Below are 23,257 nucleotides of genomic sequence, written 5' to 3'. Positions count from 1 at the left end.
ATCAGTCTTTCCGGCTTGCGGTACTGCCGTAGGGCAGCACGGGATGGTCGTCGCTGGTGAGCAGGCGGACGAAGTTGGGATGCAGGAACAGCTTTTCGCGTCCGACCTTGACCTCGACCAGCATGCCCAGATCGGCCAGCTGCTTGAGGTAGACCGAGGCGGTCTGGCGTTTGGCGATGCCGCCGTCCACCAGGTTCTGGATGCGGCAGTACGGCTGCACGAACAGGGCATCGACCAGCTCGCGGCTGTAGATTTTCGGCGCGTGCATGCGCACGAAGTCCGTGGCCTGCGCGTGCAAGGCCTGGATCGCGCGGATCTTGTCGCCGGTCCAGCGCGCGGTCTGGGCGACCGCATCGAGCATGAAGGCGATCCAGTCCTGCCACGCGCCGTCGCGGGTGACGGCAAGCAGCCGGCGGTAGTAGTCGATGCGATGGCGCAGGATGTGGCGGGACAGGTACAGCACGGGTTGATCCAGCAGTCCCTGCTCCACCAACATCAGCAGGTTGAGCACGCGGCCGGTGCGGCCGTTGCCGTCGAGGAACGGATGGATGGCCTCGAACTGGTAATGCGCGACGGCCATGCGGATCAGCGGATCGATGTCCGTGGCGTCGTGGATGAAGCGCTCCCAGTTGGCGAGCTTGCCGCGCAGCAGCGCCTCGCCCTGGGGCGGGGTGTAGACGACTTCGCCGGTGGCGGCATTCTTGAGCGCGGTACCGGGGACGCGGCGGACATCCATGTCGCGGTTCTTCAAGCGGCTGCACACGCGCACGGCGGTGCCGGTGCCGAGCGGGCGCTCGGCCAGCGAATCGAATCCCTCGCGCAGGGCGGCGCGGTAGTTCAGCGCCTCCTTGGTGGCCGGATCGGCGGCCTGCTCGTCCTGGGCAAAACGGAACAGCGCATCGCTGGTGGTGACGATGTTCTCGATCTCGCTGCTGGCCTGGGCTTCCAGCAACGGGATGGTGTTGATGAGGACGGCCTGGTTGGGGATGGCGGCGCCCACGCTCTTGAGCTCGGCCAGGGCGGTGCGGGCCTCGATGCAGGCCTTGAGCAGGGGCCGCGATTCGATGTCAGCCGCCGGTGGCAGCACCGGCAGGTCGTCATGGGGCCGCTGTGGATCAAAAGGCATGTCGATGGTTCCCCTGGGTCATCGACACGTTTTGACGACATGTCGAAGGCGTCGACATTAGCCCATAAAACGTCGAAAAACAAACAATTTATCGACACATTTTGCCTATATGTCGATGGAATGGCCTGTCCAGCTTCAAACCAGGCTCCAGCGCAACAGGAACGGGGAGACGCTGCGGCTGCGCTGGTTGAGCCGGCGCTCCGGTGCGGCGATCAGGGCATCCCGCTTGGCCTCGATCGCGTCTTCGACGTCAAAGATCTCCCGCCGCTGGCGACATCCGTGGTCTCGATCATCCCTACCCGCTCCATCACGAATCAGTCCGGTTTTTCGTACCTACAGTTCGCGCACCACGCGAAAACCCACGCGGCCGCTGCGCAGGTCGCCGTCGGCGCCCTGGCGGTAGGTCGAATCCACCTGCTCCGGGGAGCTGCCCCACGAGCCGCCGCGCAGCACGTGGGAGCGGCAACCCGGGTTGATCCAGGCGCTGCCGTCGTCCGGTGCGCGGATGTAGTTGTCGTGCCAGCAGTCCAGCGCCCACTCGGAGACGTTGCCGTTGATGTCGTACAGGCCGAACGGGTTGGCGGCGAAGCTCATCACCGGCGCCGGCCCCCAGTAGCCGTCGCGGTAGTTGCGGAAGGCGTGGCTCCAGCGGCGGCCGCTGCGCGAGCGGTCGCCGGAGCCGGTCAGGTTCTCCACCGTGTGCTTCGGCGCATCGTCGCCCCACCAGTAGCGGCTGCGGGTGCCGCCGCGCAGCGCGTATTCGAACTCCGCCTCGCTGGGCAGCCGATAAGTCTTGCCGGTACGCTGGCTGAGCCAGTCGGCATACGCCTTGGCATCGTTCCAGGAGACGTTCACCACCGGCAGGTCGTCGTCGGCCTTGCGGCCGGCGTAGTCGTCCTGCCAGCTGGCCGCGCTGTCCTCGCGCAGCGCGCCGCTGCGCTCGTCGTACACGCTGGCGCCGCCCAGCCGGATCGAATCGGGCACGTAGTTGCTGGCGCGCACGAATTCGCGGAACTGCGCCACGGTCACCGCGCTGCGCGCCATCGCGAAGCCCTTGCCGATGGTGACCGTATGCTGCGGCTGCGCGGTAGCGCTGCGGTCGTCGTCGGCGGAGGCGCCCATGCGGAAACTGCCGGTGGGGATCACCACCATCGCCGGCGTCTTGCCCGGCAGGTCGACGTAGCGATCGGTGAACACCTGGCCGGGCTTGAAGCTGGCGTACAGGCGCGCGTTGGTCAGCTGCTCGTCGAACGCCGCCAGCGCCGCCAAGCCCGGGGCGATCGCGCGCACCTGCGCGGCCAGCCTGGTCGCCAGTTCGACGTTGCCGGCGTCCAGTGCCGAGTGCGCCTGCGCCAGCATGCCGTTCGCACGCTGCTCGCGCATGTCGTCCACGCGTTTGTGCACGTCGATCATCTGCTGCGAACCGGGGCGGATTGCCTGCGCCGCGGCCAGTTCGCGATCGGCTCCGGCAAAATCGTTCTGCGCCACCGCCGCCAGCGCGCGATCGAGCACCGCCCGCTGCACCTGGAAGATGCCCTGCTCGGCCACCGCGTTCTGCGGGTCGAGCTTCTGCACCTCGCGGTACAGCTCCAGCGCGCTGCCGCCGGCAGGCCGATCGGCCTTGCCCTGCTGCAGCAGGCCGGCGGCCTTGGCCAGCATCGGCCGCACCTGCTCCAGGACCTTCAGGCTCGCCTCCAGTTGCGTCACTTCGGTCTCGGCGTTGGGCAGCGTGCGCAGCGCACCGAGCAGATCCTGCGCCGCGTCGGCGTCGCCCACCGCGATGTCCTGGTCGATCTCCGCCACCAGCCGCGCATGCACGTCGAACAGGCCCTGCACCGCGCGGCGGCTGTCCGGCTTGGTCTTCAGCGCCTGCTGGAACAACGCGGCGGCGCTGTCCGCGGCACCGACCAGCCGGCCGGCATGCAGCGCGCGGGTGGCCTGCTCCAGCAAGGCCCGCACCTCCGGCGGGTCCGCACTCAGCTGCTCGGGCAGGTTCGCGTTGTGGCTGCCGCGCGCAGCAATCACCGCCGCCGGCGCCAGCGTCAGCGGCGGCCCGGCATTCAGCTCGCCGATCGCCGACAGCCGCTCCGGCTGCAGGCCGCTGGCCGGCGCCACGGTTCCCATCGACATCGAACGGCGCGGTGCCTGCGCCGGATCGACGTGGAACACCCGCGGGAAGAAGTGATACAGCAGCGCGAACCCCAGCACGAGCACCCCGAGCCCTCCGCCGAGAGCGCGTTGACGGCGCAGGATTGCGTTGTTCGGCATGGATGGGCGTCCTTGATGCGGCCTGTTATCGTGCGCTGTCCACCATAGGCAGAAACCGCCGACAGGGCAATCCGCGCCCGCGCCCTTCCAAGGAGTACCGATGTCACCACCCGAAACCGCTGCCGCCGACTGGATCAACCGCCCCGATGCGCTGCAGGCATGGCTGGCCGCGATACCCGCCGATGCCGCCGTCGGCCTGGATACCGAGTTCATGCGCCGCAACACGTTCTACCCGCAACTGGCGCTGCTGCAGCTGGGCTGGAACGGCCGCCACGCGCTGATCGACCCGCTCGCGTTCGACATCGGCGCGGCGCTGCAGCCGCTGCTTGGCGCGGACGGCGCGATGACCATCATGCACAGCGCGGGCGAAGACCTGGAGACGCTCGCGCCGCTGCTGCCCGAGGGGCCGGGCCGGCTGTTCGACACGCAGATCGCCGCTGCTTTCGCCGGCATGGGCCTGGGGCTGAGCTACCGCGCGCTGGTCGCCGAACTGACCGGGGTGGATCTGGACAAGGGCGAGACCCGTTCGGACTGGCTGCAACGCCCGCTCACCGAGTCGCAGCGCGCCTACGCCACGCTGGACGTGGTGTACCTGAAAACCCTCCACGAACGCCTGGCCGAACGCCTGCAGCGGCGTGACCGCAGCGCCTGGCACGCCGAGGACTGCGCACGCCTGAAGCAACGCGCCAGCCGCCGCGACGGCGACCCGCAGCCACAGCGTGCGCTGCGCGGCGCCGCCGACTGGCCGGTCGCGCAACAGGCCCTGCTGCGCCGACTGCTGTTGTGGCGCGAGCGCAGCGCGCGCCGCCTCGACGTGCCGCGTCCGTGGTTGCTCGACGATGCGCTGGCGCTCAACCTGGCGCAGCAGCCACCGCGCAGCCTCGGCGACCTCGAGCAGCGTGGCCGCGGCCAACGTGCGCTGCGTTCGGCCCAGCGCGGCGAGCTGTTCGAGCTGCTCGCCGCCGCCGTCGGCGACGAGGAAATCGCCGCCACCGCGCGCATCCCCGGTCACCCGCAGGGCGAGGCGAAGAAGGCGCTGGCGGCGATGAAGACGCTGATCGACCACCGCGCCGACGAACTCGACCTGCCGCCCGGCCTGCTGTGCCCGCGCAAGGTGCTGGAGGAATACGTGGTCACCGCCGAATGGCCCGACTTCCTCGACGGCTGGCGCCGCGAGGTGCTGCATGACCGCTTGCCCGGCCTGTTGCCCGGCTGAGCCCGGTACATCAGGTCTTGGCGAACCCCCTCGCACACTGCTAACATTCGCGACTTCCGTGGGGCGGTAGCTCAGCTGGGAGAGCGCCACGTTCGCATCGTGGAGGTCGTGGGTTCGATCCCCATCCGCTCCACCACGGATTTACAAAAAAGCCCTCGGTCTCCGAGGGCTTTTTTGTTGCTCCCGCGCCGGCGCTACCGGCCGTCGAAGGTGCCCGCCACGTCGGGGCCGAGACTGCGCAGGAACGTTTCGACCTCGCTGGTGTAGTCGCCGGGAGCGCCCAGCTGCTCGTTGATCTGTTCGTGCGAGAGGTCCTCGGGCAGCACCTGCGCGCGTGCCCAGTGCGACTGCCTTGTCCACGAAAGCCTGCGCCTGCGGGCAGGCGTCCGCGCGGCGGCTGGAGCACACCGCGAGGAACGGCGCGGCCGGCGCCTGCAGCTGCTGCAGCGGCGAGGCCGCGAGCCAGCCGGCGCGGTCGTCGCCGAAGGCACGGTCGTACAGCCGCCGGTGGCGCGATTGCATGATCTGCACCACGTCCAGCGCGGCGCCGTCCAGCGCCACGCGGTCTTCACTGCACGCCGCCGGCCCCCGCTCCGCACAGCTTCTCCATCAGCTCGGCCTGCACGTCGCGGACGGGTTCGCCGGCGGCCGGCGAGGGGCGCAGGTACTCGCCGTCGGACTGCAGCAACGAGGCGCTGGCGTTGTCGGTGAGATACAGCTCCAGCGCGTTGCGCACGCGGTGCTGCAGTTTCTTGCCCTCGACCGGGAAGGCGGTCTCGACGCGGCGATCGAGATTGCGTTCCATCAGGTCGGCGCTGGCCAGGTACAGCTGCGGCTCGCCGTCGTTGGCGAACCAGTAGGCGCGGCTGTGCTCCAGGAAACGGCCGATGACCGAACGCACGCGGATGTTTTCCGACACGCCCGCCACGCCGGGGCGCAGGCAGCAGATGCCGCGCACGATCAGGTCCACCTGCACCCCGGCGATGCTGGCCTTGTACAGCGCGCGGATGATCTTCGGCTCGGTCAGCGCATTGATCTTGAGGATGATCTGCGCCGGCCTGCCCGCTTCGGCATGGGCCGTTTCCTGCGCGATCAGTTCGAGCAGGGTCTTCTTCAGCGTGAACGGCGCATGCAGCAGCTTCTTCATGTGCAGCACCTTGCCCATGCCGGTGAGTTGGCTGAACAGCTTGTGCACGTCCTCGCACAGCGCCTCGTCGGAGGTGAGCAGGCTGTAATCGGTGTACAGCCGGGCGTTGCCGGTGTGGTAGTTGCCGGTGCCGAGGTGGGCGTAGCGCACCAGCTCGCTGCCTTCACGGCGCTGGATCAACATCAGCTTGGCGTGCGTCTTGATGCCGACCACGCCGTAGATCACCATCGCCCCGGCCTGCTGCAGGCGCGAGGCGAGCGAGAGGTTGGATTCCTCGTCGAAGCGCGCGCGCAACTCGACCACCGCGGTCACTTCCTTGCCGGCACGGGCGGCGTCGACCAGCGCGTCGACGATCTCGGAGTTCGCGTTGGTGCGGTACAGCGTCTGCTTGATCGCCAGCACTTTCGGATCCGTCGACGCCTGGCGCAGCAGGTCGACCACCGGCGCGAACGACTCGTACGGATGCAGCAACAGCACATCCTGCTTGCCGACGACCTCGAACAGGTCCTCGGCGTGCTGCAACGCCTTCGGCAGCGCCGGCGTGAACGGCGGGTACTGCAGCTTCGGGTAGCTGACGTTGTTGGCGATACGAAACAGCCGCGCCAGGTTCACCGGGCCGTTCACCTCGTACAGTTCCGACTCGGTGAGGCCGAACTGCTTGAGCAGGTAGTCGGTCAGTTCCTTCGGACAGTTGTCGGCCACCTCCAGCCGCACCGCATCGCCGAAGCGGCGCGAATACAGCTCGCCGCGCAGCGCCAGCGCCAGGTCCTCGACGTCTTCCGGGTCGAGCGTGAGGTCGGCGTTGCGGGTCAACCGGAACTGGTAGCAGCCGAGCACGTCCATGCCCGGAAACAGTTCCTCCGCATGCGCGTGCAGGATCGAGGACAGCAGCACGTAGTTGTCGCCGTCCTCGCAGATCTCCAGCGGCAGGCGGATCAGCCGCGGCAGCACGCGCGGCGCCGGCACGATCGCCAGGCCCGAATCGCGGCCGAACGCGTCCACGCCGTCCAGCCGCACGATGAAGTTGAGGCTCTTGTTGACCAGCAGCGGGAACGGATGGGTCGGATCGAGCCCGATCGGGGTGACCAGCGGCGCCACCTCCTCGCGGAAATAACGCCGCACCCACAGCTTCTGCTTGTGCGTCCATTGCGTGCGCCGCACGATGCGGATGCCGTGCGTGGCCAGCTCCGGCAGGATGCGCTCGTTGAGGATCGTGTATTGCCGCGCAATCTGCCGGTGCGCGATCTCGGCGATCTCGGCCAGCGCGCGTTTGGGCGCCATGCCGTCCGGACCGATCATCTCGTGGTCCAGCGCGATCTGCCCTTTCAGCCCGGCCACGCGGATCTCGAAGAACTCGTCCATGTTCGCGGAGAAGATCAGCAGGAACTTCAGCCGTTCCAGCAGCGGCGTGCGCTCGTCCAGCGCCTGGTCCAGCACGCGGATGTTGAACTTGAGCTGCGACAGCTCGCGGTGGATGTACAGGCGGCTGTCACCGAGGTCCGGGCCGGGCGTCGACGACGCGGCATCGTTGGCGGCCGGCGCGGCGGCGTCGGTCGGCAAAGTCTCGCGAATCAGGCGGCTGGTCATCGGTACACCGGGTCCGGCAAGGGGGAGGCGGCCTCCCATGGTAGCCCGCCGCGGACGGGGCCGGTCGAACGTGGCATTCGCGGCTCAGGCGGGGCTCAGCCTGCGGCATTTTCCTGACTGCCGGATGACATCGGCCGCCGACCGAACGGGTGGCACATGCTGGCCGGCGGCGGTTTGCCCTATCGTTGCCGCTCCCCACCGGCCTTCCTGGCCGAGCCCACCCCACCGAACGAACGCCCCATGCAGACTCGCGTCGAGACCGCTCCGCTGTCCCCTGTCGCCCTCACGCCGCCGACCGATGTCGCACCGGCCGGGGAACGCACCCAGTTCACGGTGCTCGGCGGGATCAGCTTCGCGCACATGCTCAACGACATGATCCAGTCGCTGATCCTGGCGATCTATCCGATCCTCAAGCACGACTTCCAGCTCAGTTTCGCCCAGGTCGGCCTGATCACGCTGACCTTCCAGCTCACTGCCTCGCTGCTGCAGCCATTGGTGGGCATGGTGACGGATCGGCGCCCGATGCCGTATTCGCTGCCGGTGGGCATGGGTTTCACCCTGTGCGGCCTGTTGCTGCTGGCGACGGCGCCGAACTTTCCGGTGCTGCTGCTCGCCGCGGCGCTGGTCGGCACCGGCTCGTCGGTGTTTCATCCCGAGTCCTCGCGCGTGGCGCGGATGGCCTCCGGCGGTCGTCACGGCCTGGCGCAGTCGCTGTTCCAGGTCGGCGGCAACACCGGCTCGTCGCTGGGGCCGCTGCTGGCGGCGTGGATCATCGTGCCGCACGGGCGCGGCAGCGTGGCGTGGTTCTCGCTGGCCGCGCTGCTGGCGATCGTGGTGCTGCTGCAGGTCGGCCGCTGGTACAGCCATCACCACGCGGTCCGTCGCAAGGCGGCGGCGGGGCATTTTGCGATACTCGCGCTGTCGCCCCGGCAGATCATCGGCGCGCTGGCGATCCTCGGCCTGCTGATCTTCTCCAAGTATTTCTACCTGGCCAGCCTCAGCAGCTATTACACCTTCTACCTGATCCACAAGTTCGGCGTGTCGGTGCAGAGCGCGCAGGTGCACCTGTTCGTGTTCCTGTTCGCGGTGGCCGCCGGCTCGCTGATCGGCGGTCCGGTCGGCGACCGGATCGGGCGCAAGTGGGTGATCTGGGTGTCGATCCTCGGCGTGGCGCCGTTCACCCTGCTGTTGCCGCACGTGGGCCTGATGTGGACCGGCGTGCTGACGGTGCTCATCGGCCTGGTGCTGGCGTCGGCGTTCTCGGCGATCCTGGTCTACGCGCAGGAGCTGATTCCCGGCCGTGTCGGCATGATCTCGGGCCTGTTCTTCGGTCTGGCCTTCGGCATGGGCGGCATCGGCGCCGCCGTGCTTGGCGGGCTGGCCGACACCCACGGCATCGACTACGTCTACCGGCTGTGCGCGTACCTGCCGCTGATGGGGCTGATCACGGTGTTTTTGCCGGATATCGAGAAGCGGGCGCCCGCGGCGTAGCTTTGCTGCAGTTTTTGTTGTTCCAATGGCAAGAGCTTTCGTGCGCCTATGGCAGACGAAAGCTCTTGCCTCTGATGCTTTTCGCTCTGAAGGCAGCGAGAGCAAGAGCATCGCCCACAGAGCGTGCTCCCGCAAAAATTCAGCGTGCGCCGATCACCACCGGCTCCGGCTCCAGCTGCACGCCAAACCTCTCGCGCACGCCGTGCATCACCTGCTGCGCCAGCGCCCACAACTGCGGGCCGGTGGCGTGGCCGTGGTTGACCAGCACCAGCGCATGCCGGTTGGAGATGCCGGCATCGCCTTCGCGCAGGCCCTTGAAGCCGGCTTTCTCGATCAGCCACGCGGCGGACAGCTTGCTGCGGCCGTCGGGTTGCGGCCAGGCAGCGAGGCCGGGGTGTTCGCGCTGCAGCGCGTTGGCCAGCGCGGCATCGACGATCGGGTTCTTGAAGAAGCTGCCGGCGTTGCCGATCACCGCCGGATCGGGCAGCTTGCGCAAGCGCAGGCGCATCACCGCCTCGGCAACGTGGAACGGCGCGGGCCGGTCCACGCCCATCCTCGCCAGTTCCTCGTCGATGCCGGCGTAGTCGGTGCGCAGTGGGCGGCTGCGCGGCAGCACAAAGCGCACCGCGGTAACCACGTAGCGGCCGGGCTCGTGCTTGAACAGCGAATCGCGGTAGGCGAACGCGCAGGCAGCACGGTCCAGCGTGGCCACTTGCCGCTCGTGGGTATCCCAGGCCTCGACGCTGTCGATGAACTCGGCCACCTCGCAGCCGTAGGCGCCGATGTTCTGGATCGGCGCGGCACCGACCGTGCCGGGGATCAGGATCAGGTTCTCCAGGCCGGCATAGCCCTGGCCCAGGGTCCAGCGCACGAAATCGTCCCAGCGCTCGCCGGCGGCCACCGCGATACGCGCGCCGTCGCCATCGCTTTCCACCTGCACGCCGCGGGTGGCCATCGCCAGCACGGTGCCGTCGAAGTCGCCGGTGAACAGCACGTTGCTGCCCTCGCCCAGCACCAGCAGGCGACCGCTGCGCACGGCGGGGAAGTCCAGCAGCTCGGGCAGTTTCGCGGCGTCGCGGATCTCCGCCAGCAGCCGCGCACGCGCGTCCACGCGCAGCGTGTTGCGCGCGGCCAGCGAGGCGTTTTCGATGAGCGCGTAGCCGCCCATGTCGACACGTTCAGACGACATTGGCGGCCTCGCGCTGGCGGCGGATCTCGTCGACGCATTCGGCGACCAGCGGCGGCCCGCGGTAGATCAGGCCGGAATACAACTGCACCAGCGAGGCGCCCAGTTCCATCTTCTCGGCGGCATCGCTGCCGTCCAGGATGCCGCCCACGCCGATCAGCGGAATGCGCCCCTGCAGCCGCTTGTGCATGCCGGCCAGCACCGCGGTGGAGCGGTCGAACAGCGGCTTGCCGGACAGCCCGCCGGCTTCGTTGCCGCGCAGGTCATCGGCCACCGCCGCATGGTCGATCGTGGTGTTGGTGCAGATCACGCCGTCGATGCCGGTGCGCAGCAGCACCTCGGCGATCGAATCCAGCTCCGCCTCGGAAAGGTCCGGTGCGATCTTCAGCAGCATCGGCTTGCGCCGGCCCTGCTGCGAACCGAGCCGTTCCTGCGCCTCGCGCAGCACCGAGATGAAACGGCGCAGCGTGGCCTCCTGCTGCAGGTCGCGCAGGCCCTGGGTGTTCGGCGAGGAGATGTTCACCGTGACGTAGCTGGCCAGCTCGTACACGCGGGTGAGGCACAGCAGGTAGTCGCTGACCGCCTTCTCGTTCGGGGTGTCCTTGTTCTTGCCGATGTTGATGCCGAGCACGCCGTGGTAGGCGGAGCGCTGCACGTTGCGCACCAGCGCGTCGACGCCGGCGTTGTTGAAGCCCATGCGGTTGATGATCGCCTCGTGCCGCGGCAGACGGAACAGGCGCGGACGGTCGTTGCCCGGCTGCGGCTTCGGCGTCACCGTGCCCACTTCGATGAAGCCGAAACCCAGCGCATCGAGCGCGTCCAGGTGCTCGGCGTTCTTGTCCAGACCCGCAGCCAGCCCGACCGGGTTCGGGAAGGTGATGCCGAACACCTTCGTCGGCAGGTCCGCCGGCGGCCGGGCGATCCAGCGGGAAAAGCCGCTGCGCTGGGCCACGCCCAGTGCGTACAGGGTGGCGCGATGCGCGGTCTCGGCATCGAGCTTGAACAGCAGCGGGCGCAGCAGGTCGTACATGGGTCAGGCCGGTTGGCCCGCGAAGATGCGGGTGTGGTAATCGAAGCTTACCGCGCCGTCCTCGGCGCAGTCGTGGAACAGTTCGCGCAGTGCGCGCAGCATCGGTTCATGCCGGGGGTGGCCCGGCTTCGGCGCGTACGAGGACGACATCAGGCGTCCGCGCAAGGCCTCGAAATCCAGCCGCTGCGCATGCTCGAAACGGGCTGCGCCGCGAAAGCCGGTGCCGAACCAGGCGCGCATGTGCGCATCGTCGGCATAGCGCTCGACCACCTTGGCGTAATCCGTGCCGTAGGTGTTGAGCAGCGCCTCGTAGCCCTCCAGGAACGGCGTGCCGGCGAGCCGGCGCGAATTCCACCAGATCGCCACCAGCCCGCGCGGGCGCAGGATGCGGGCGAACTCGCGCCGCACCGCCTCCTCGTCGAACCAGTGGAAGGCCTGCGCCACGGCGATCAGGTCCACACTGGCGTCGGGCAGGCCGCTGGCGTCGGCGCTGCCGTCGAGCGCATCGAAGCCCGGGTACGCCTGCAGCCAGTGTTCGGCGGCGGCGCGCATCGGCGCATTCGGTTCCACCGCGGTCACCCGATGACCGGCGTCGAGGAACAGCTTCGAGGAGATGCCGGTGCCGGCGCCCATGTCCGCCACCCGCCAGCTGTTGTCCACACCCTGCTCGCGCTGCAGCCAGTCCAGCAACGCCGGCGGATAATCCGGCCGGTAGCGCACGTAGTCGTCGACGCGGTCGCCGAAGCGCGCGGTGGACTGCAAGGAAGCCTTCTCGTCAGCCATTGAGCATCTGTCCGCCATCGACGACCAGGGTGTGGCCGGTGATCCAGCCCGCCCACGGCGAGGCCAGGAACAACGCGGCATGCGCGATTTCCTCCGGCTTGCCGAAGCGGCCGAACGGGATCTTTGCCAGGGTGGCGCGGTAGAGTTCCGGCTGTCCCACCCGACGGCGATCCCACAGGCCATCGGCGAACGCGATCGAACCGGGCGCGATCGCATTGACGCGGATGCGCTGCGGCGCCAGCGCCAGCGCCTGCGAGGTGGTGTACTGGCTCAGCGCCGCCTTCACCGCCGCATACGCCGCGCCGCTGGCGCGCGGGCGGAACGCGGCGATCGAGCTGGTGTGCAGGATGCAGCCGTGCGGCGACGACGCCAGATGCGGCAGCGCCGCGCGCGAGGCGCGTACCGCCGCCATCAGGTCCACGTTGAAGCCGGCCAGCCAGCCTTCGTCGCTGTCGTCGAAGCCGTAGCCGCTGGCGTTGTTGACCAGCACGTCGATGCCGCCGAGCGCCGCCGCCGCGTCCGCCATGTAGGCGTCGATGGCGCTGGTGTCGGCCAGGTCACAGCGCTGCGCATGCGTCGGCGCGCCATGCGCCGCCAGCGCCTGGCGGGTTTCCTCCAGCGCCGCGGCGCCGCGGGCGCAGATCGAGACGGCTGCACCGGCCTCGGCGAAGCCCAGCGCGATGCTGCGGCCGATGCCGCGGCTGCCGCCGGCGACGACGACGCGATACCCGGAGAAGTCGAAGGCCGCCGTCATGCGGGCGTCAGTGCCAGCCCGCAAACGCGAAGCCGAACACCAGCACCGCAATCAACAGGAACACGCCCAGCACGCACAGGGCCAGCTGCACGTAGCCGAGCACCAACCCGGCCACGGCCATGCCGTCGCCCTCGGTGCGATTGTCGAGCGGGCTGCGGCGGATCTCGCCGCGCGCCAGGTGGCCGCAGATGATCGCCACGATGGCGCCGATGAACGGCAGCACGCACCAGGCCAGAATGCCGAAAACCAGGCTCACCACGGCCAGCGAGCTGGTCGTGGTGCCCGGACGGTAGGACGGTTGGTAGCTCATCGGATCGCTCGCTCAGGCAGGAGGTGGAGGCGCCGTCGTGCACTGCCGCCGGTCGCGGGCGGCAAGCCGCCCGCGACCGGCGCATTCCGTCAGAGGTCGAACTTGATGCCCTGCGCCAGCGGCAATGCGTTCGAGTAATTGATGGTGTTGGTCTGCCGGCGCATGTAGACCTTCCACGCGTCCGAACCGGATTCGCGGCCGCCGCCGGTTTCCTTCTCGCCGCCGAACGCGCCGCCGATTTCCGCACCGGAGGTGCCGATGTTGACGTTGGCGATGCCGCAGTCGGAACCGGCCGCCGACAGGAACTGTTCGCCCGCGCGCAGGTTGTTGGTGAAGATCGACGAGGACAGGCCCTGCGGCACGTCGTTCTGCATCTCGATCGCCTCGTCGATGGTCTTGAACGGCATCACGTAGAGGATCGGCGCGAACGTTTCGGCCTGCACCACTTCGTGCGAATTCTTCAGCCCGGTGATGATGGTCGGCAGCACGAAGTTGCCCTTGCGCTCGGTCAGTGCCTTGCCGCCGGTGCGCACCGTACCGCCCGCGGCCTTGGCCTTCTCGATCGCGGCCAGGTAACCCTGCACCGCCTCGGCGCTGTTCAGCGGCCCCATCAGCGTGGTGGCCAGGGTGGGATCGCCGATCTTGCCCTCGACCTGCTGGTACGCCTTGACCAGCGTCTCGAGCACGCCGTCGAAGATCGACTCGTGCACGAACAGGCGGCGCGTGGTGGTGCAGCGCTGGCCGGCGGTACCGACGGCGCCGAACACGATGCCGGGAATCGCCAGCTTCAGGTCGGCCGTCTCGTCCAGGATGATCGCGTTGTTGCCGCCCAGCTCCAGCAGCGAGCGGCCCATGCGCTGCGCCACGCGCTCGCCGACCATGCGGCCGACCTTGGTCGAGCCGGTGAAGCTGATCAGGGCGACGCGCTTGTCGTCGACGAAGGCCTGCGCCAGGTCGCTGCCGGCGTCGTTGAACAGGAAGAACAGGTCGGGGAAGCCGCCGGCCTTCAGCGCCTCGTTGCAGATCTTCATGGTGGCGATCGCCGACAGCGGCGTCTTCGGCGACGGCTTCCAGATGCAGATGTCGCCGGCGATGGTGGCCAGCATGGCGTTCCACGCCCACACCGCGACCGGGAAGTTGAACGCGCTGATGATGCCAACCAGGCCCAGCGGATGGTACTGATCGTACATGCGATGGCCCGGGCGCTCCGAGTGCATGGTGGCGCCGTACATCATGCGGCTCTGGCCCACCGCGAAATCGGCGATGTCGATCATCTCCTGCACTTCGCCGTCGCCCTCGGGCTTGATCTTGCCCATCTCCAGCGCGACCAGCGAACCCAGTGCGTCCTTGTGCCTGCGCAGCGCCTCGCCGCACAGCCGCACCGCCTCGCCGCGACGCGGTGCCGGCGTGGTGCGCCACACCTTGAACGCTTCCTGCGCGCGCTGGACGATCACCTCGTAGTCGGCCGCGCTGGACGCGTGCACGGTGCCGAGCACCTCGCCGGTGGCCGGGTTCACCGGCTGCAGCGCGCCGGCGTCGGTGGTCTTGGACCACTCGCCCTGGCCGAGATAGCTGCCGGACTGCTCGCCGGAAAGGCCGAGCGCGCTGAGGATTGCATGGGACATGGGTGTCTCCTGGACGTGCGGTGCCCGCAGGCGCCGTGAAGGGAAGGCGGCAATTGCTCATTCTAACAGGCCGGCCGCCCCGCTCCCGCCCCGCCTGCGCCAAGTGGCCGATCTGATCGCACCGCCATGCGATCCATGCGAAAATCCCGCCGCTGCCCTCGTAGCTCAGTTGGATAGAGCGGCCCCCTCCTAAGGGGCAGGTCGGACGTTCGAATCGTCTCGAGGGCACCAGTTACCGCAAGCGAGGGCCGGCCATGCCGGCCTTCGTGCTATCCGGCTCAGGAACTGCACGACAGCATCGAGCAGCCGGCCTTGTGCCGAGCCCAGTCCGGGCGCTTCTGCGCAAATGCCTCGCGGCCAGGTTGGTCGTCGTAGGGATGGCGCAGCACGTCGAGCAGTTCGTGGATGCCGGCGACATCGCCCTGCTCCGCGCGGTCGATCGCCTGCTGCGCCAGGTAGTTGCGCAGCACGTAGCGCGGGTTGGCCAGGCGCATGCGTTCGCGGCGCTGCTCCGGCGCCAGCGGATCGTCGGCCAGCCGTGCCGCATAGCGGGCCAGCCAGTCGACAAGCTCCGGTTCGGCCGCGCGCCGCTTCGCCTCGTCGTAGAACGCCCCCTCGAACGGCGCCAGCGTGGGCGCCTGCACGTCGAGGTCAGCCAGCGCGCGGAACCACAGCGTCATGTCGATCTCGGCCTGCTGCAGCAACGCCTGCAGCGACTGCATCAGCGCCACGTCGTCGTCGCGGCACTCGGCCAGGCCCAGCTTGGCGGCGACGTTGGCGCGGTCGGCGGCGGCATAGGTGGCGGCGTAGTGCTGCAGCCCGGCTTCCAGCGGTCCGACGCCGTCGAACAGCGGCGCCAGCGCGCCGGCCAGGCAGCTCAGGTTCCACCACGCCACGTTCGGCTGCTGGCCGTAGCGGTAGCGGCGGCGCTGCGCGTCGGTGGTGTTCGGGGTCCAGTCCAGGTCGTAGTCGTCGACCCAGCCGTACGGGCCGTAGTCGAGGGTGAGGCCGAGGATCGACATGTTGTCGGTGTTCATCACCCCGTGCACGAAGCCCACCCGCATCCAGTGCGCCACCATCGTGGCGGTGCGCTCGCACACCTGCCGGAACCATGCCGCGTAGCGCACCTCACCCTCGCCCTCCAGTTCCGGGAAGTCGCGGCGGAGGGTGAACTCGACCAGTTGCCGCAGCAACGCGACGTCACCGCGCGAGGTGGGCAGCTCGAAGTTGCCGAAGCGGATGAACGAGGGCGCCGCGCGGCAGACGATCGCGCCGGGTTCCGGTGCGGCGTGGCCGTCGTAGAACATGTCGCGCAGCACCGTTTCGCCGGTGCCGACCAGGCTCAGCGCGCGCGTGGTGGGCACGCCCAGGTGGTGCATCGCTTCGCTGCACAGGAACTCGCGCACCGAGGAACGCAGCACTGCACGGCCGTCCGCGCCACGCGAATACGGCGTCAAGCCGGCGCCCTTCAGCTGCAGTTCCCAACGCTCGCCGGCTTCGTTGACTACTTCGCCCAGCGAGATCGCGCGGCCGTCGCCAAGCTGCCCGGCCCAGTGGCCGAACTGGTGACCGCCGTAGTTCGCCGCGTACGGCTGCATGCCCTCGATCAGCGCATTGCCGCCGAACACCTGCGCGAACTGCGGCGTGGCGACGTCCACCGCGCTGAAGCCGAGCGCAGCCGCCATCTCCGCCGAATGCGCCAGCAGGCGCGGCACCGCCACCGGCGTGGGCTCGACCCGCGAGTACAGCGCGCCCTCGACCTGGCGCCGCCGCGCGCCCTGCTCCGCGTCGCTGGCCAGCTCGCGCACGAACGTATTGTCGAAACGAAGATCGAACATCCGGCCACCTCAGGGAGCTATAGCCACAGCCTATATCCGGGCGCCAACGGTTCGATGCAAGGCCGCGCCGCGGCTAGCGCGCCACGGCCTGCCCGCGGTGGGCCGGGCGATGGATCGCCTGCAGCCGCTGGTAGACGGTGAGCACGGCGGTGCCGTAATCCCTGGCCAGGCTCGGCGTGTGGCTGTGGTAGTAGCCCACGCCGAGCACCCGGTCGCGGGTCTGGCGCATGCCGTCGCGCAGGATCTTCGCGGCCACGGTGATGTTGGTACGCGGATTCAGCAGGGTCAGCGGATCGCGCACCGCGTCCCGGTGCATCGGGTAGTAGACCTGCATGATGCCGACGTCCTGCACGGCCGAACCGAACTGGCTCGCCGCCGCCATCGCCAGCTGCACGTCATGGCGTTCGCCGCGCACCAGATGGTCGTCGACGCGGAACAGCCACGGCGTGGGCGCGACCTTGCCGTCCGGGTACAGCGCCTTCGATTCCACCAGGGCGACGCTGTACAGCAGCAGCGGATCGACACCGGAGGCCTTGCCGACCTGCGACCACAGGCTGTCCCGCGACGCGATGTCCAGGTCGGGCTCCTCGATCGGCATCATCAGGTCCATCGTGCTGACGTCGGACAGCAGCTTGCGACCAGTTTCCGCGGGTCCGGAACGGGCGGTCGACGAAAACGCCGATGGGCTTGCCAGCGTCGGCGCCGGCGCGGCCGGCAAGGACGCTGCGTGCATGGCCTGTACCGGCCTCGCCGGCGCAGCGGCAACCCGTGCCTGGGCTGGCGCGGCTCCTGCATGGGAATGCGGCGTGCCGATGCGCAGCAATACCAGGGCAACGCCGGCGATGGCGCCCGCGGCCACGAGTCGGTGCCGGTACGCCTTCGCCCATTCCGGCCACGAAGGCACGCGTAGCTGTGCCCACCGCGCGATCCACGTGCCGACGAGCCGGCGCATGCCGGCGGCTGCCGCCACGTGCCACCCGTCCAGCGGCCACGTGGGAGGTAGCAGCCAGCGTTCCGCCGCCGGACGCGGTGCGCGCGAGGACAGCCGGCCGGGCGCGCGCCGCGAATGGGCCCACTGCGCCGGCGCCTGCATCACGACCGGCGGGGCGACGGGACGGCGTGCCGACGAAGCCCCGGATTTCCAGCGCACCGGCGCCATCAGATACACGCGACCCGGTTTCCGCGGGATGCTGCGCACCGTCATGGGGTTCGCGGCCGGATGCCTGCCATCGACCCCCGCGTACCTGCGGCTTTCGCCGTGCGAGGTATCTGCGGTCGTCGGGGTGGAACCATCCACGTGGGAATCCTGTTCAAGGGCGCGGTCGCGGCCAGTTTGCCGGTGCCGGGGCTCGCCATTAAATCAGGTTTGCGGAACCAGTTCCCGTATCCGGCCACAGCACGTTTGCGCGCGGCCATCAGCACGGCATACCCGGACCGGTGCGCCAGCCAGCCGCTATAGTCGGCTGCCGCCACCTGCGAAAACCGCATGAACCCGACGCCTGCCAACCACCTCAACGCCGACGCGCGACCCGAGGACGCGCCCTACCTCGCCGCCACCACGCGCTGGCTGGAGCGCGCGGTGATCGGGCTGAACCTGTGCCCGTTCGCCCGCGCCCCGTACGTGCAGGGCAAGCTGCGCCTGCGGGTGAGCCACGCGCGCGACACCGACGCGCTGCTCGACGACCTCTGCGGCGAACTGCAGTCGCTCAACGCGCTGACGCCGGACGAGTGCGAGACCGGCCTATTGATCCACCCGTTCGTGCTCGGCGACTTCCTCGACTACAACGACTTCCTCGACGTGGCCGACGCCGCCGTGCAGGCGCTGGGGCTGGATGGGGAATGGCAGGTGGCGAGCTTCCACCCCGACTACCAGTTCGCCGACAGCGCGCCGGACGACGTCGAGAACCTCAGCAACCGCTCGCCGTATCCCACGCTGCATCTGCTGCGCGAATCCAGCGTCGAAAGCGCGATGGAGACGATGAGCGACACCGACAGCATCTACCGGCGCAACATCGAGACGCTGCAACGGCTGGGCGCCGACGGCTGGCAGGCACTGTGGCGCGACGACACGGATTGAACACGGCAACCCACCCGGAGTTCACATTCGCGCCGGGCGAAGCTGTCACACTGGCGGGTGAAAAAAATCCCCGACCCCTACGCCGAAAGCGTCGACCCCAGCGTGCAATGCACGACTTGCGAAGCCGTGTGCTGCCGCCTCACCGTGGTGTTGATGCCGGAAGACCGCGTACCCGCCTGGCTGGTCGATCACGACGAACACGGCATGGCGACCCTGGCCAAGGGCGAGGACGGCTGGTGCGCCGCGCTGGATCCGAACACCTTCCGTTGCACCATCTACGAGAACCGCCCCACCATCTGCCGCAAGTTCGCGATGGGTAGCCCGAGCTGCCGCGACGAGCGGCACAAGTGGTTCGGCAACACCATTCCCACCGCGGTGCATGTGATGTAGGAGCGCGCTACGGCGCGAAGATCAGCGCAACCTCGCCGGCATCGAGCGCGCGCCATTCGCCTGGCGGCAAGCCGTCCAGCGTGAGGGCGCCGATCGACACCCGCTGCAGCGTCTCCACGTGATTGCCGGCGGCGGCAAACATGCGACGCACCTGGTGGTAGCGGCCTTCGGTGACGCTGAGCCGGGCATGCCGCGGCCCCAGCAGCTCCAGCGCGGCCGGTGCCAGCGGCGTGGTTTCCCCTTCCAGCAGCAGCGTACCGCTGGCGAACAGCTCGCCTTCGTCGCCACGCAGATCCTGCGCCAGGGTGGCCTCATAGACCTTGGTCACCTGCGCCTTCGGCGAGATGATCCGGTGCAGCAACGCACCGTCGTCGGTGAACAGCAGCAGGCCGGAAGTGTCGCGGTCGAGCCGGCCCACCGTGGACAGCGCCGGCGAGCGCACGTTGTAGCGCGGCGGCAGCAGGTCGTAGACCACCCGGCCCGGGTCCTTGCGCGAGCAGGTGACGCCGAGCGGCTTGTGCATCATCAGCGTGAGCCCCGGCGGCGGATCGAGCGGCTCGTCGTCGACGCGGATGGTCTCGTACGGCACCACGTCGTCCGCGTACAGCACCTCGCCCGCGGCATCGGTGATGCGGCCAGCCCGGAACAGCTGGGCCACGTCCTTGCGGCTGCCGTAGCCCAGGCTTGCAATCAGCTTGACCAGTTTCATCCGCGCACTCCGACCGCCTCGATCACCTTGAACCCTTCCCGCACGACCAGCGTGCGCACTTCATGAAAACGCGAGGCCAGCACGGCTTCGTACGGCAGATGCCGGTTCGCCACGATCAGCAGCCGGCCATCCGGCAGCAGCGCCTCGGCCGCGCTGACGATGAACGCGCGGCCCAGTTCCGGCAGGTCGGCGCGCCCCTGATGGAACGGCGGGTTGCTGACGATGGCGTCGTAGCGTTGCGTCAGGCCGCGGGTCACGTCATACCAATGCACCGTCACGGCCACCTCGCGCCCGCATGCACGCTGCGCCCGCGCCAGGTTGAGCCGCGCCGGTTCCAGCGCGCGCGCTTCGGCTTCGTACAGGTCGAGCGCATCGACCCGCGGACAACGCGCGACGACCTGCGCGGAAAGGTAACCGTAACCGGCACCGAGATCGGCCACGCGACCGCGCAGGTCCGTCGGGAGATGTTCCGCCAGCAGTGCCGAGGCGCGGTCGATGCGGTCCCAGGCGAACAGGCCGGGGCGACTGACGTAGCCGTCGACGATCGTGCGCGGCGCGTCCAGCGCCAGCCATTCGGCCAGCAGGTCCTGGTCGACGTCGGCCGGCTGCAGCGTGCTCCAGAACGCGCGGCACTTGTGCTTGGACAGGTGCTGCACGGCGCCGGCCAGTTTCGCCAGGTCCGCCTCGCCCGACTTCGCGCCTTCGGCATTCGGCATCGCGGCCAGCAGCGTGCCGCCCGGCGCCACGTGTGTCAGCGCGCGGGCGAACAGCGCGCGTGCCTCGTCGCGCTGGCGCGGCGGCAGCAGCAACACCAGCGGAAATTTTTCATCGGCCGCCGCTTCGCCCACGCGCAGGCCGTTGCGACCCAGTTCGTCGGCGAACGGCAGGAAACCCTGCTCGCACAGCCAGCCGGGCTGCGCCATCTCGCGCAGGCCCACCCCGGCGCGCGCACGCAGGAACAGCACGCGGCCGTCCGCCGGCAGGCGCAACTCTCCGGCTTCGAACGGCACGAACAGGGCCGCCAGCGCCGCATCCGGCGCAGCCGCGAAAAACCCGCCAGCAGTCACGTCTTTCCCTCCACCTTGAAACAGTGGCGGCATTGTACGTGGCGGCAGGCCGGACCTGGCCAGTGGGTTTAGCTTCCGCTGTGCTCGTGGACCGCGTCCATCGCGCGGGCAGAGAACACCAGCGCCGCGCCGGCATTCATCGCCACGGCCACGCCCAGCGCTTCGGCGATTTCCTCGCGGGTCGCACCGTGTTTCAGCGCCTCGCCCACGTGCACCGTGATGCAGCCGTCGCAACGCGTGGTCACCGCCACCGCCAGCGAGATCAACTCGCGGGTCTTTGCGTCCAGGTGGCCGGTCTTCTGGCCGGCATCGGTCAGGGTCTGGTACCCCTTCACCGTATCCGGGCTGAGCTTGCCGATTTCGCCGATGCGGCCCAGCAGTTCCTTGCGGTATTGCAGCCAATCCAGCATGGGACTCTCCTCGCGGTCGTGGCGGCCGGGCGACGCGCTCGACCGTGGCGGGGATGCTGCGCCAGCGGATGTAAAATCCGCATGCGGGCGGTTTCCCGGCGGCAGGAAAAGCGGCGGAGCCGCCGCCACCTGCCCCGGGAACATCACCCGGTTACGCCGTGGCCGATGTCCGCCCCAGCCCGGCCACCCAGCGGTACAGCGCCACATTGACCGCGACGAAGGCGATGCCGCCGATCCAGATCGCCGCCGTGCCGAAGCCGTCGCCGACCAGCGCCAGCGGCGCGCCCTTGCCGGAGAACACCACGATCGCCGCGATGATCACGCCGATGATGCTTTCGCCCACGATCATGCCGGAGGCCAGCAGCACGCCTAGCTGCCTGGTCGACTCGGGTTTGGGGCCGCGCTCGGCACGCTTGTCGAAATACCAGCCGACGACGGCGCCGACCACGATCATCAGCGTGGTCGAGGTCGGCAGGTAGATGCCCAGGCCTACCGCCAGCGGCGGCAGCGCGGCCGATCTGGTGGTGCGGCCAAGGACGGCGTCCAGCACGATCAGCGCCACGCCGATCGCACCGCCCAGAATGATCAGGCTCCAGTCGATATTGCCCTGGATCACGCCCTGCGCCAGCGCCGAGATCAGCCCCGCCTGCGGTGCGGCCAACGCACGCGCCGGGTCGACCCCGGGCATGCCGGCGAAGCCGTACGCCTCGTTCAGCAGGTCCAGCACCGGCGGGATCACCGCGGCGCCGACCAGCACGCCGACCACCAGCGCCACCTGCTGCTTCCACGGCGTGGCGTCGACCAGCTGGCCGGTCTTCAGGTCCTGCAGGTTGTTGTTGGCGATGGTCGCCACTGCAAACACCACCGAGGTGGCGAACAGCGCGAACGCCACCAGCCCCTTGCCGGCATCGCCGGACAGCTCCGACTTCACGCCCGCCACCAGCAGCAGCAACGCGGCGATGATCACCACCAGGATGCCCACGCCGGACAGCGGACTGTTGGACGAACCGATCAGGCCCGCCATGTAGCCGCACACCGCGGAAACCAGGAAGCCCATGATCACCACGAAGACCAGGCCGCCGCCCACCAGCAGCCACAGGTGCGAACCCAGCCCGGTGGCGATGCTGAAGTCACCCAGCAGCCAGCCGATCGGCAGCAGGCAGAGCAGGCTGATCAGGCCGACGATGCCGATCGGCATGTCGTGCTCGGTGCGCGGCAGCGTGCTGCCCTGCCCCGCCTTGCGCGCCCGCGACGACGCCATCGCCGAGGAAAGCCCGCTGATCACCGGCTTGACCAGCTTGGCCAGCGTCCAGATCGCCGCCACGCCGATCGTGCCGGCGCCGATGAAGCGCACCTTGGTGCCCCAGGCCGCCTGCGCCATGTCCGCGGCGGCGCCGGTGGCTGCCGCCAGCATCGTGTAGTGCGGCACCGCCCAGCCCCAGGCGATCAGCGCGCCGAGCAGCATCGCCAGGCCGACCCACAAGCCGACCAGGTGGCCCACCGCCAGCAGTGCGAACGACAGGCTGAAGTCATAACCGCTGGCCCCGCCGCGGTCGCCGACATGGAAGTACTGCGCCACGCTGCCGGCGAATACCTTGGTGGCGACCACCACCGCGAACACCGCCGAGACGATGGTGCCGGCGGCGACGGCGAACAGGCCCGACTTGCCGCTCTCGGCCGACGCCGCGACCGCGTCGTCGCCGCCGCCCACTTTCAGCACCTCGGCACAGGCCACGCCTTCCGGGTACGGCAGGTCGGAATCGGTCACCAGCGCGCGGCGCAACGGGATCGTGTACATCACGCCGAGGATGCCGCCGGTGGCGCAGATGCCGAACGTCACCCAGAACGGGAAGCCGGTCCACCAGCCGATCATCACCAGGCCGGGCAACACGAAGATGATCGCCGACAGCGTGCCGGCCGACGAGGCGACCGTCTGCACGATGTTGTTCTCCTGCATCGTGGAGTCCTTGAACCCGCGCAGGATCGCCATCGAGATCACCGCCGCCGGGATCGAGGTGGCGAAGGTCAGGCCGGCCTTGAGGCCGAAGAACACGTTCGCCGCGGTGAACACCAGGGTGATCACGACGCCGATGATCAGGCCGCGTGCGGTCAACTCGGTGCGCGGCGTGACGCTGGACAAAGGTTTTGCACTCACGAATGGCTCTCCCCCGGATGGATGCTGCGGTGGAAGATAGCGTGGAATGGCCGCGGAGGGTTATCCCTCCGGCCGAACGGCGCCGTCG

General features: G+C 69.1%; 20 protein-coding genes and 2 tRNA genes. 6 read left to right on the top strand and 16 right to left on the bottom strand.

Annotated elements, in window-relative coordinates; all coding sequences use genetic code 11:
* Position 1: 1 nt before the first annotated feature.
* Positions 2 to 1,126, bottom strand: a complete 1,125-nt coding sequence (locus RHOOR92_RS0100435) for a Fic family protein (protein WP_027489283.1) — start codon at positions 1,124 to 1,126, stop codon at positions 2 to 4.
* A 333-nt stretch (positions 1,127 to 1,459) separates the two neighbouring features.
* Positions 1,460 to 3,394, bottom strand: a complete 1,935-nt coding sequence (locus tag RHOOR92_RS0100430; RefSeq protein ID WP_015448082.1) for a formylglycine-generating enzyme family protein — start codon at positions 3,392 to 3,394, stop codon at positions 1,460 to 1,462.
* Positions 3,395 to 3,494: 100 nt separating this feature from the next.
* Between RHOOR92_RS0100430 and rnd the strand changes: the two genes are divergently transcribed.
* Together rnd and RHOOR92_RS0100420 are read left to right on the top strand one after the other, a co-directional pair.
* Entirely contained in the window at positions 3,495 to 4,610 is a 1,116-nt protein-coding gene (gene rnd / locus RHOOR92_RS0100425; RefSeq protein ID WP_015448083.1) for a ribonuclease D, read from the top strand.
* A gap of 60 nt (positions 4,611 to 4,670) precedes the next feature.
* A tRNA-Ala gene (locus tag RHOOR92_RS0100420) sits at positions 4,671 to 4,746 on the top strand.
* Between the two features lie 58 nt (positions 4,747 to 4,804).
* On the opposite strand, the gene RHOOR92_RS20035 is transcribed toward RHOOR92_RS0100420, so the two are convergent.
* Both RHOOR92_RS20035 and ppk1 read right to left on the bottom strand, forming a co-directional pair.
* Positions 4,805 to 4,936, bottom strand: a complete 132-nt coding sequence (locus tag RHOOR92_RS20035) for a hypothetical protein (RefSeq protein ID WP_255326658.1) — start codon at positions 4,934 to 4,936, stop codon at positions 4,805 to 4,807.
* A gap of 242 nt (positions 4,937 to 5,178) precedes the next feature.
* Complete coding sequence (gene ppk1, locus RHOOR92_RS0100410; protein ID WP_027489282.1) at positions 5,179 to 7,344, bottom strand: polyphosphate kinase 1; 2,166 nt, start codon at positions 7,342 to 7,344, stop codon at positions 5,179 to 5,181.
* 240 nt (positions 7,345 to 7,584) lie between these two features.
* Here ppk1 and RHOOR92_RS0100405 point away from each other — a divergent pair, with 240 nt between their 5' ends.
* Entirely contained in the window at positions 7,585 to 8,835 is a 1,251-nt protein-coding gene (locus RHOOR92_RS0100405) for an MFS transporter (protein ID WP_027489281.1), read from the top strand.
* A gap of 139 nt (positions 8,836 to 8,974) precedes the next feature.
* Here the strand turns inward: RHOOR92_RS0100405 and murB are convergent, their stop codons facing one another.
* The 6 genes from murB to RHOOR92_RS0100375 all read right to left on the bottom strand — a co-directional run bounded on the left by murB (position 8,975) and on the right by RHOOR92_RS0100375 (position 14,523).
* Entirely contained in the window at positions 8,975 to 10,003 is a 1,029-nt protein-coding gene (murB, locus tag RHOOR92_RS0100400) for a UDP-N-acetylmuramate dehydrogenase (RefSeq protein ID WP_027489280.1), read from the bottom strand.
* 10 nt (positions 10,004 to 10,013) lie between these two features.
* Positions 10,014 to 11,051: a quinone-dependent dihydroorotate dehydrogenase gene (locus tag RHOOR92_RS0100395; RefSeq protein WP_027484210.1), complete on the bottom strand. Its 1,038-nt coding sequence runs from the start codon at positions 11,049 to 11,051 to the stop codon at positions 10,014 to 10,016.
* Positions 11,052 to 11,054: 3 nt separating this feature from the next.
* Positions 11,055 to 11,834: a class I SAM-dependent methyltransferase gene (locus tag RHOOR92_RS0100390; RefSeq protein ID WP_027489279.1), complete on the bottom strand. Its 780-nt coding sequence runs from the start codon at positions 11,832 to 11,834 to the stop codon at positions 11,055 to 11,057.
* Positions 11,827 to 12,588 carry an SDR family oxidoreductase gene (locus tag RHOOR92_RS0100385; protein WP_027484208.1) on the bottom strand — a complete coding sequence of 254 codons (762 nt, stop codon included), beginning with the start codon at positions 12,586 to 12,588 and terminating at the stop codon, positions 11,827 to 11,829. Before RHOOR92_RS0100385 ends, RHOOR92_RS0100390 begins: the two co-directional genes overlap by 8 nt.
* A gap of 7 nt (positions 12,589 to 12,595) precedes the next feature.
* A complete protein-coding gene (locus RHOOR92_RS0100380) occupies positions 12,596 to 12,898 on the bottom strand; it encodes a DUF4190 domain-containing protein (protein WP_007509126.1) in 303 nt (100 codons plus the stop codon).
* Between the two features lie 89 nt (positions 12,899 to 12,987).
* On the bottom strand, positions 12,988 to 14,523 hold the full coding sequence (locus RHOOR92_RS0100375; protein ID WP_027489278.1) for an aldehyde dehydrogenase family protein: 1,536 nt from the start codon (positions 14,521 to 14,523) through the stop codon (positions 12,988 to 12,990).
* 154 nt (positions 14,524 to 14,677) lie between these two features.
* Here RHOOR92_RS0100375 and RHOOR92_RS0100370 point away from each other — a divergent pair.
* A tRNA-Arg gene (locus RHOOR92_RS0100370) sits at positions 14,678 to 14,754 on the top strand.
* Between the two features lie 47 nt (positions 14,755 to 14,801).
* On the opposite strand, the gene RHOOR92_RS0100365 is transcribed toward RHOOR92_RS0100370, so the two are convergent.
* Together RHOOR92_RS0100365 and RHOOR92_RS0100360 are read right to left on the bottom strand one after the other, a co-directional pair.
* A complete protein-coding gene (locus tag RHOOR92_RS0100365; RefSeq protein ID WP_027489277.1) occupies positions 14,802 to 16,361 on the bottom strand; it encodes a YdiU family protein in 1,560 nt (519 codons plus the stop codon).
* Positions 16,362 to 16,434: 73 nt separating this feature from the next.
* On the bottom strand, positions 16,435 to 17,094 hold the full coding sequence (locus RHOOR92_RS0100360; protein ID WP_155950182.1) for a transglycosylase SLT domain-containing protein: 660 nt from the start codon (positions 17,092 to 17,094) through the stop codon (positions 16,435 to 16,437).
* A gap of 753 nt (positions 17,095 to 17,847) precedes the next feature.
* Between RHOOR92_RS0100360 and RHOOR92_RS0100355 the strand changes: the two genes are divergently transcribed.
* Both RHOOR92_RS0100355 and RHOOR92_RS0100350 read left to right on the top strand, forming a co-directional pair.
* A complete protein-coding gene (locus RHOOR92_RS0100355) occupies positions 17,848 to 18,438 on the top strand; it encodes a DUF1415 domain-containing protein (protein ID WP_027489275.1) in 591 nt (196 codons plus the stop codon).
* A 57-nt stretch (positions 18,439 to 18,495) separates the two neighbouring features.
* Positions 18,496 to 18,828 carry a YkgJ family cysteine cluster protein gene (locus tag RHOOR92_RS0100350; protein WP_007509138.1) on the top strand — a complete coding sequence of 111 codons (333 nt, stop codon included), beginning with the start codon at positions 18,496 to 18,498 and terminating at the stop codon, positions 18,826 to 18,828.
* Positions 18,829 to 18,835: 7 nt separating this feature from the next.
* Here RHOOR92_RS0100350 and RHOOR92_RS0100345 read toward each other — a convergent pair whose 3' ends face one another.
* From RHOOR92_RS0100345 to RHOOR92_RS0100330, 4 genes are all read right to left on the bottom strand, one after another.
* Entirely contained in the window at positions 18,836 to 19,537 is a 702-nt protein-coding gene (locus RHOOR92_RS0100345) for a pseudouridine synthase (protein ID WP_027489274.1), read from the bottom strand.
* Positions 19,534 to 20,604 carry a class I SAM-dependent methyltransferase gene (locus tag RHOOR92_RS0100340; protein WP_027489273.1) on the bottom strand — a complete coding sequence of 357 codons (1,071 nt, stop codon included), beginning with the start codon at positions 20,602 to 20,604 and terminating at the stop codon, positions 19,534 to 19,536. Before RHOOR92_RS0100340 ends, RHOOR92_RS0100345 begins: the two co-directional genes overlap by 4 nt.
* 68 nt (positions 20,605 to 20,672) lie before the next feature.
* Positions 20,673 to 21,014, bottom strand: a complete 342-nt coding sequence (locus tag RHOOR92_RS0100335) for a carboxymuconolactone decarboxylase family protein (protein ID WP_007509145.1) — start codon at positions 21,012 to 21,014, stop codon at positions 20,673 to 20,675.
* A 151-nt stretch (positions 21,015 to 21,165) separates the two neighbouring features.
* Positions 21,166 to 23,169: an oligopeptide transporter, OPT family gene (locus RHOOR92_RS0100330; RefSeq protein WP_027489272.1), complete on the bottom strand. Its 2,004-nt coding sequence runs from the start codon at positions 23,167 to 23,169 to the stop codon at positions 21,166 to 21,168.
* Between the last annotated feature and the right edge of the window lie 88 nt (positions 23,170 to 23,257).

The organism is Rhodanobacter sp. OR92, assembly GCF_000427545.1.
Classification (GTDB): domain Bacteria; phylum Pseudomonadota; class Gammaproteobacteria; order Xanthomonadales; family Rhodanobacteraceae; genus Rhodanobacter; species Rhodanobacter denitrificans.
The sequence above is the reverse complement of the archived record's forward strand: the minus strand, read 5'-3'. Positions and strand labels throughout refer to the sequence as shown.

Bases quoted from the DNA above. Each gene is read 5' to 3' on its own strand.
- murB (WP_027489280.1), bottom strand. From the start codon at position 10,003: ATGGGCGGCTACGCGCTCATCGAAAACGCCTCGCTGGCCGCGCGCAAC.
- RHOOR92_RS0100385 (WP_027484208.1), bottom strand. From the start codon at position 12,588: ATGACGGCGGCCTTCGACTTCTCCGGGTATCGCGTCGTCGTCGCCGGC.
- RHOOR92_RS0100380 (WP_007509126.1), bottom strand. From the start codon at position 12,898: ATGAGCTACCAACCGTCCTACCGTCCGGGCACCACGACCAGCTCGCTG.
- RHOOR92_RS0100335 (WP_007509145.1), bottom strand. From the start codon at position 21,014: ATGCTGGATTGGCTGCAATACCGCAAGGAACTGCTGGGCCGCATCGGC.
- RHOOR92_RS0100355 (WP_027489275.1), top strand. From the start codon at position 17,848: ATGAACCCGACGCCTGCCAACCACCTCAACGCCGACGCGCGACCCGAG.
- RHOOR92_RS0100405 (WP_027489281.1), top strand. From the start codon at position 7,585: ATGCAGACTCGCGTCGAGACCGCTCCGCTGTCCCCTGTCGCCCTCACG.
- RHOOR92_RS0100435 (WP_027489283.1), bottom strand. From the start codon at position 1,126: ATGCCTTTTGATCCACAGCGGCCCCATGACGACCTGCCGGTGCTGCCA.
- RHOOR92_RS0100365 (WP_027489277.1), bottom strand. From the start codon at position 16,361: ATGTTCGATCTTCGTTTCGACAATACGTTCGTGCGCGAGCTGGCCAGC.
- RHOOR92_RS0100360 (WP_155950182.1), bottom strand. From the start codon at position 17,094: ATGCACGCAGCGTCCTTGCCGGCCGCGCCGGCGCCGACGCTGGCAAGC.
- RHOOR92_RS0100375 (WP_027489278.1), bottom strand. From the start codon at position 14,523: ATGTCCCATGCAATCCTCAGCGCGCTCGGCCTTTCCGGCGAGCAGTCC.
- RHOOR92_RS0100395 (WP_027484210.1), bottom strand. From the start codon at position 11,051: ATGTACGACCTGCTGCGCCCGCTGCTGTTCAAGCTCGATGCCGAGACC.
- RHOOR92_RS0100390 (WP_027489279.1), bottom strand. From the start codon at position 11,834: ATGGCTGACGAGAAGGCTTCCTTGCAGTCCACCGCGCGCTTCGGCGAC.
- RHOOR92_RS0100430 (WP_015448082.1), bottom strand. From the start codon at position 3,394: ATGCCGAACAACGCAATCCTGCGCCGTCAACGCGCTCTCGGCGGAGGG.
- ppk1 (WP_027489282.1), bottom strand. From the start codon at position 7,344: ATGACCAGCCGCCTGATTCGCGAGACTTTGCCGACCGACGCCGCCGCG.
- RHOOR92_RS0100345 (WP_027489274.1), bottom strand. From the start codon at position 19,537: ATGAAACTGGTCAAGCTGATTGCAAGCCTGGGCTACGGCAGCCGCAAG.
- rnd (WP_015448083.1), top strand. From the start codon at position 3,495: ATGTCACCACCCGAAACCGCTGCCGCCGACTGGATCAACCGCCCCGAT.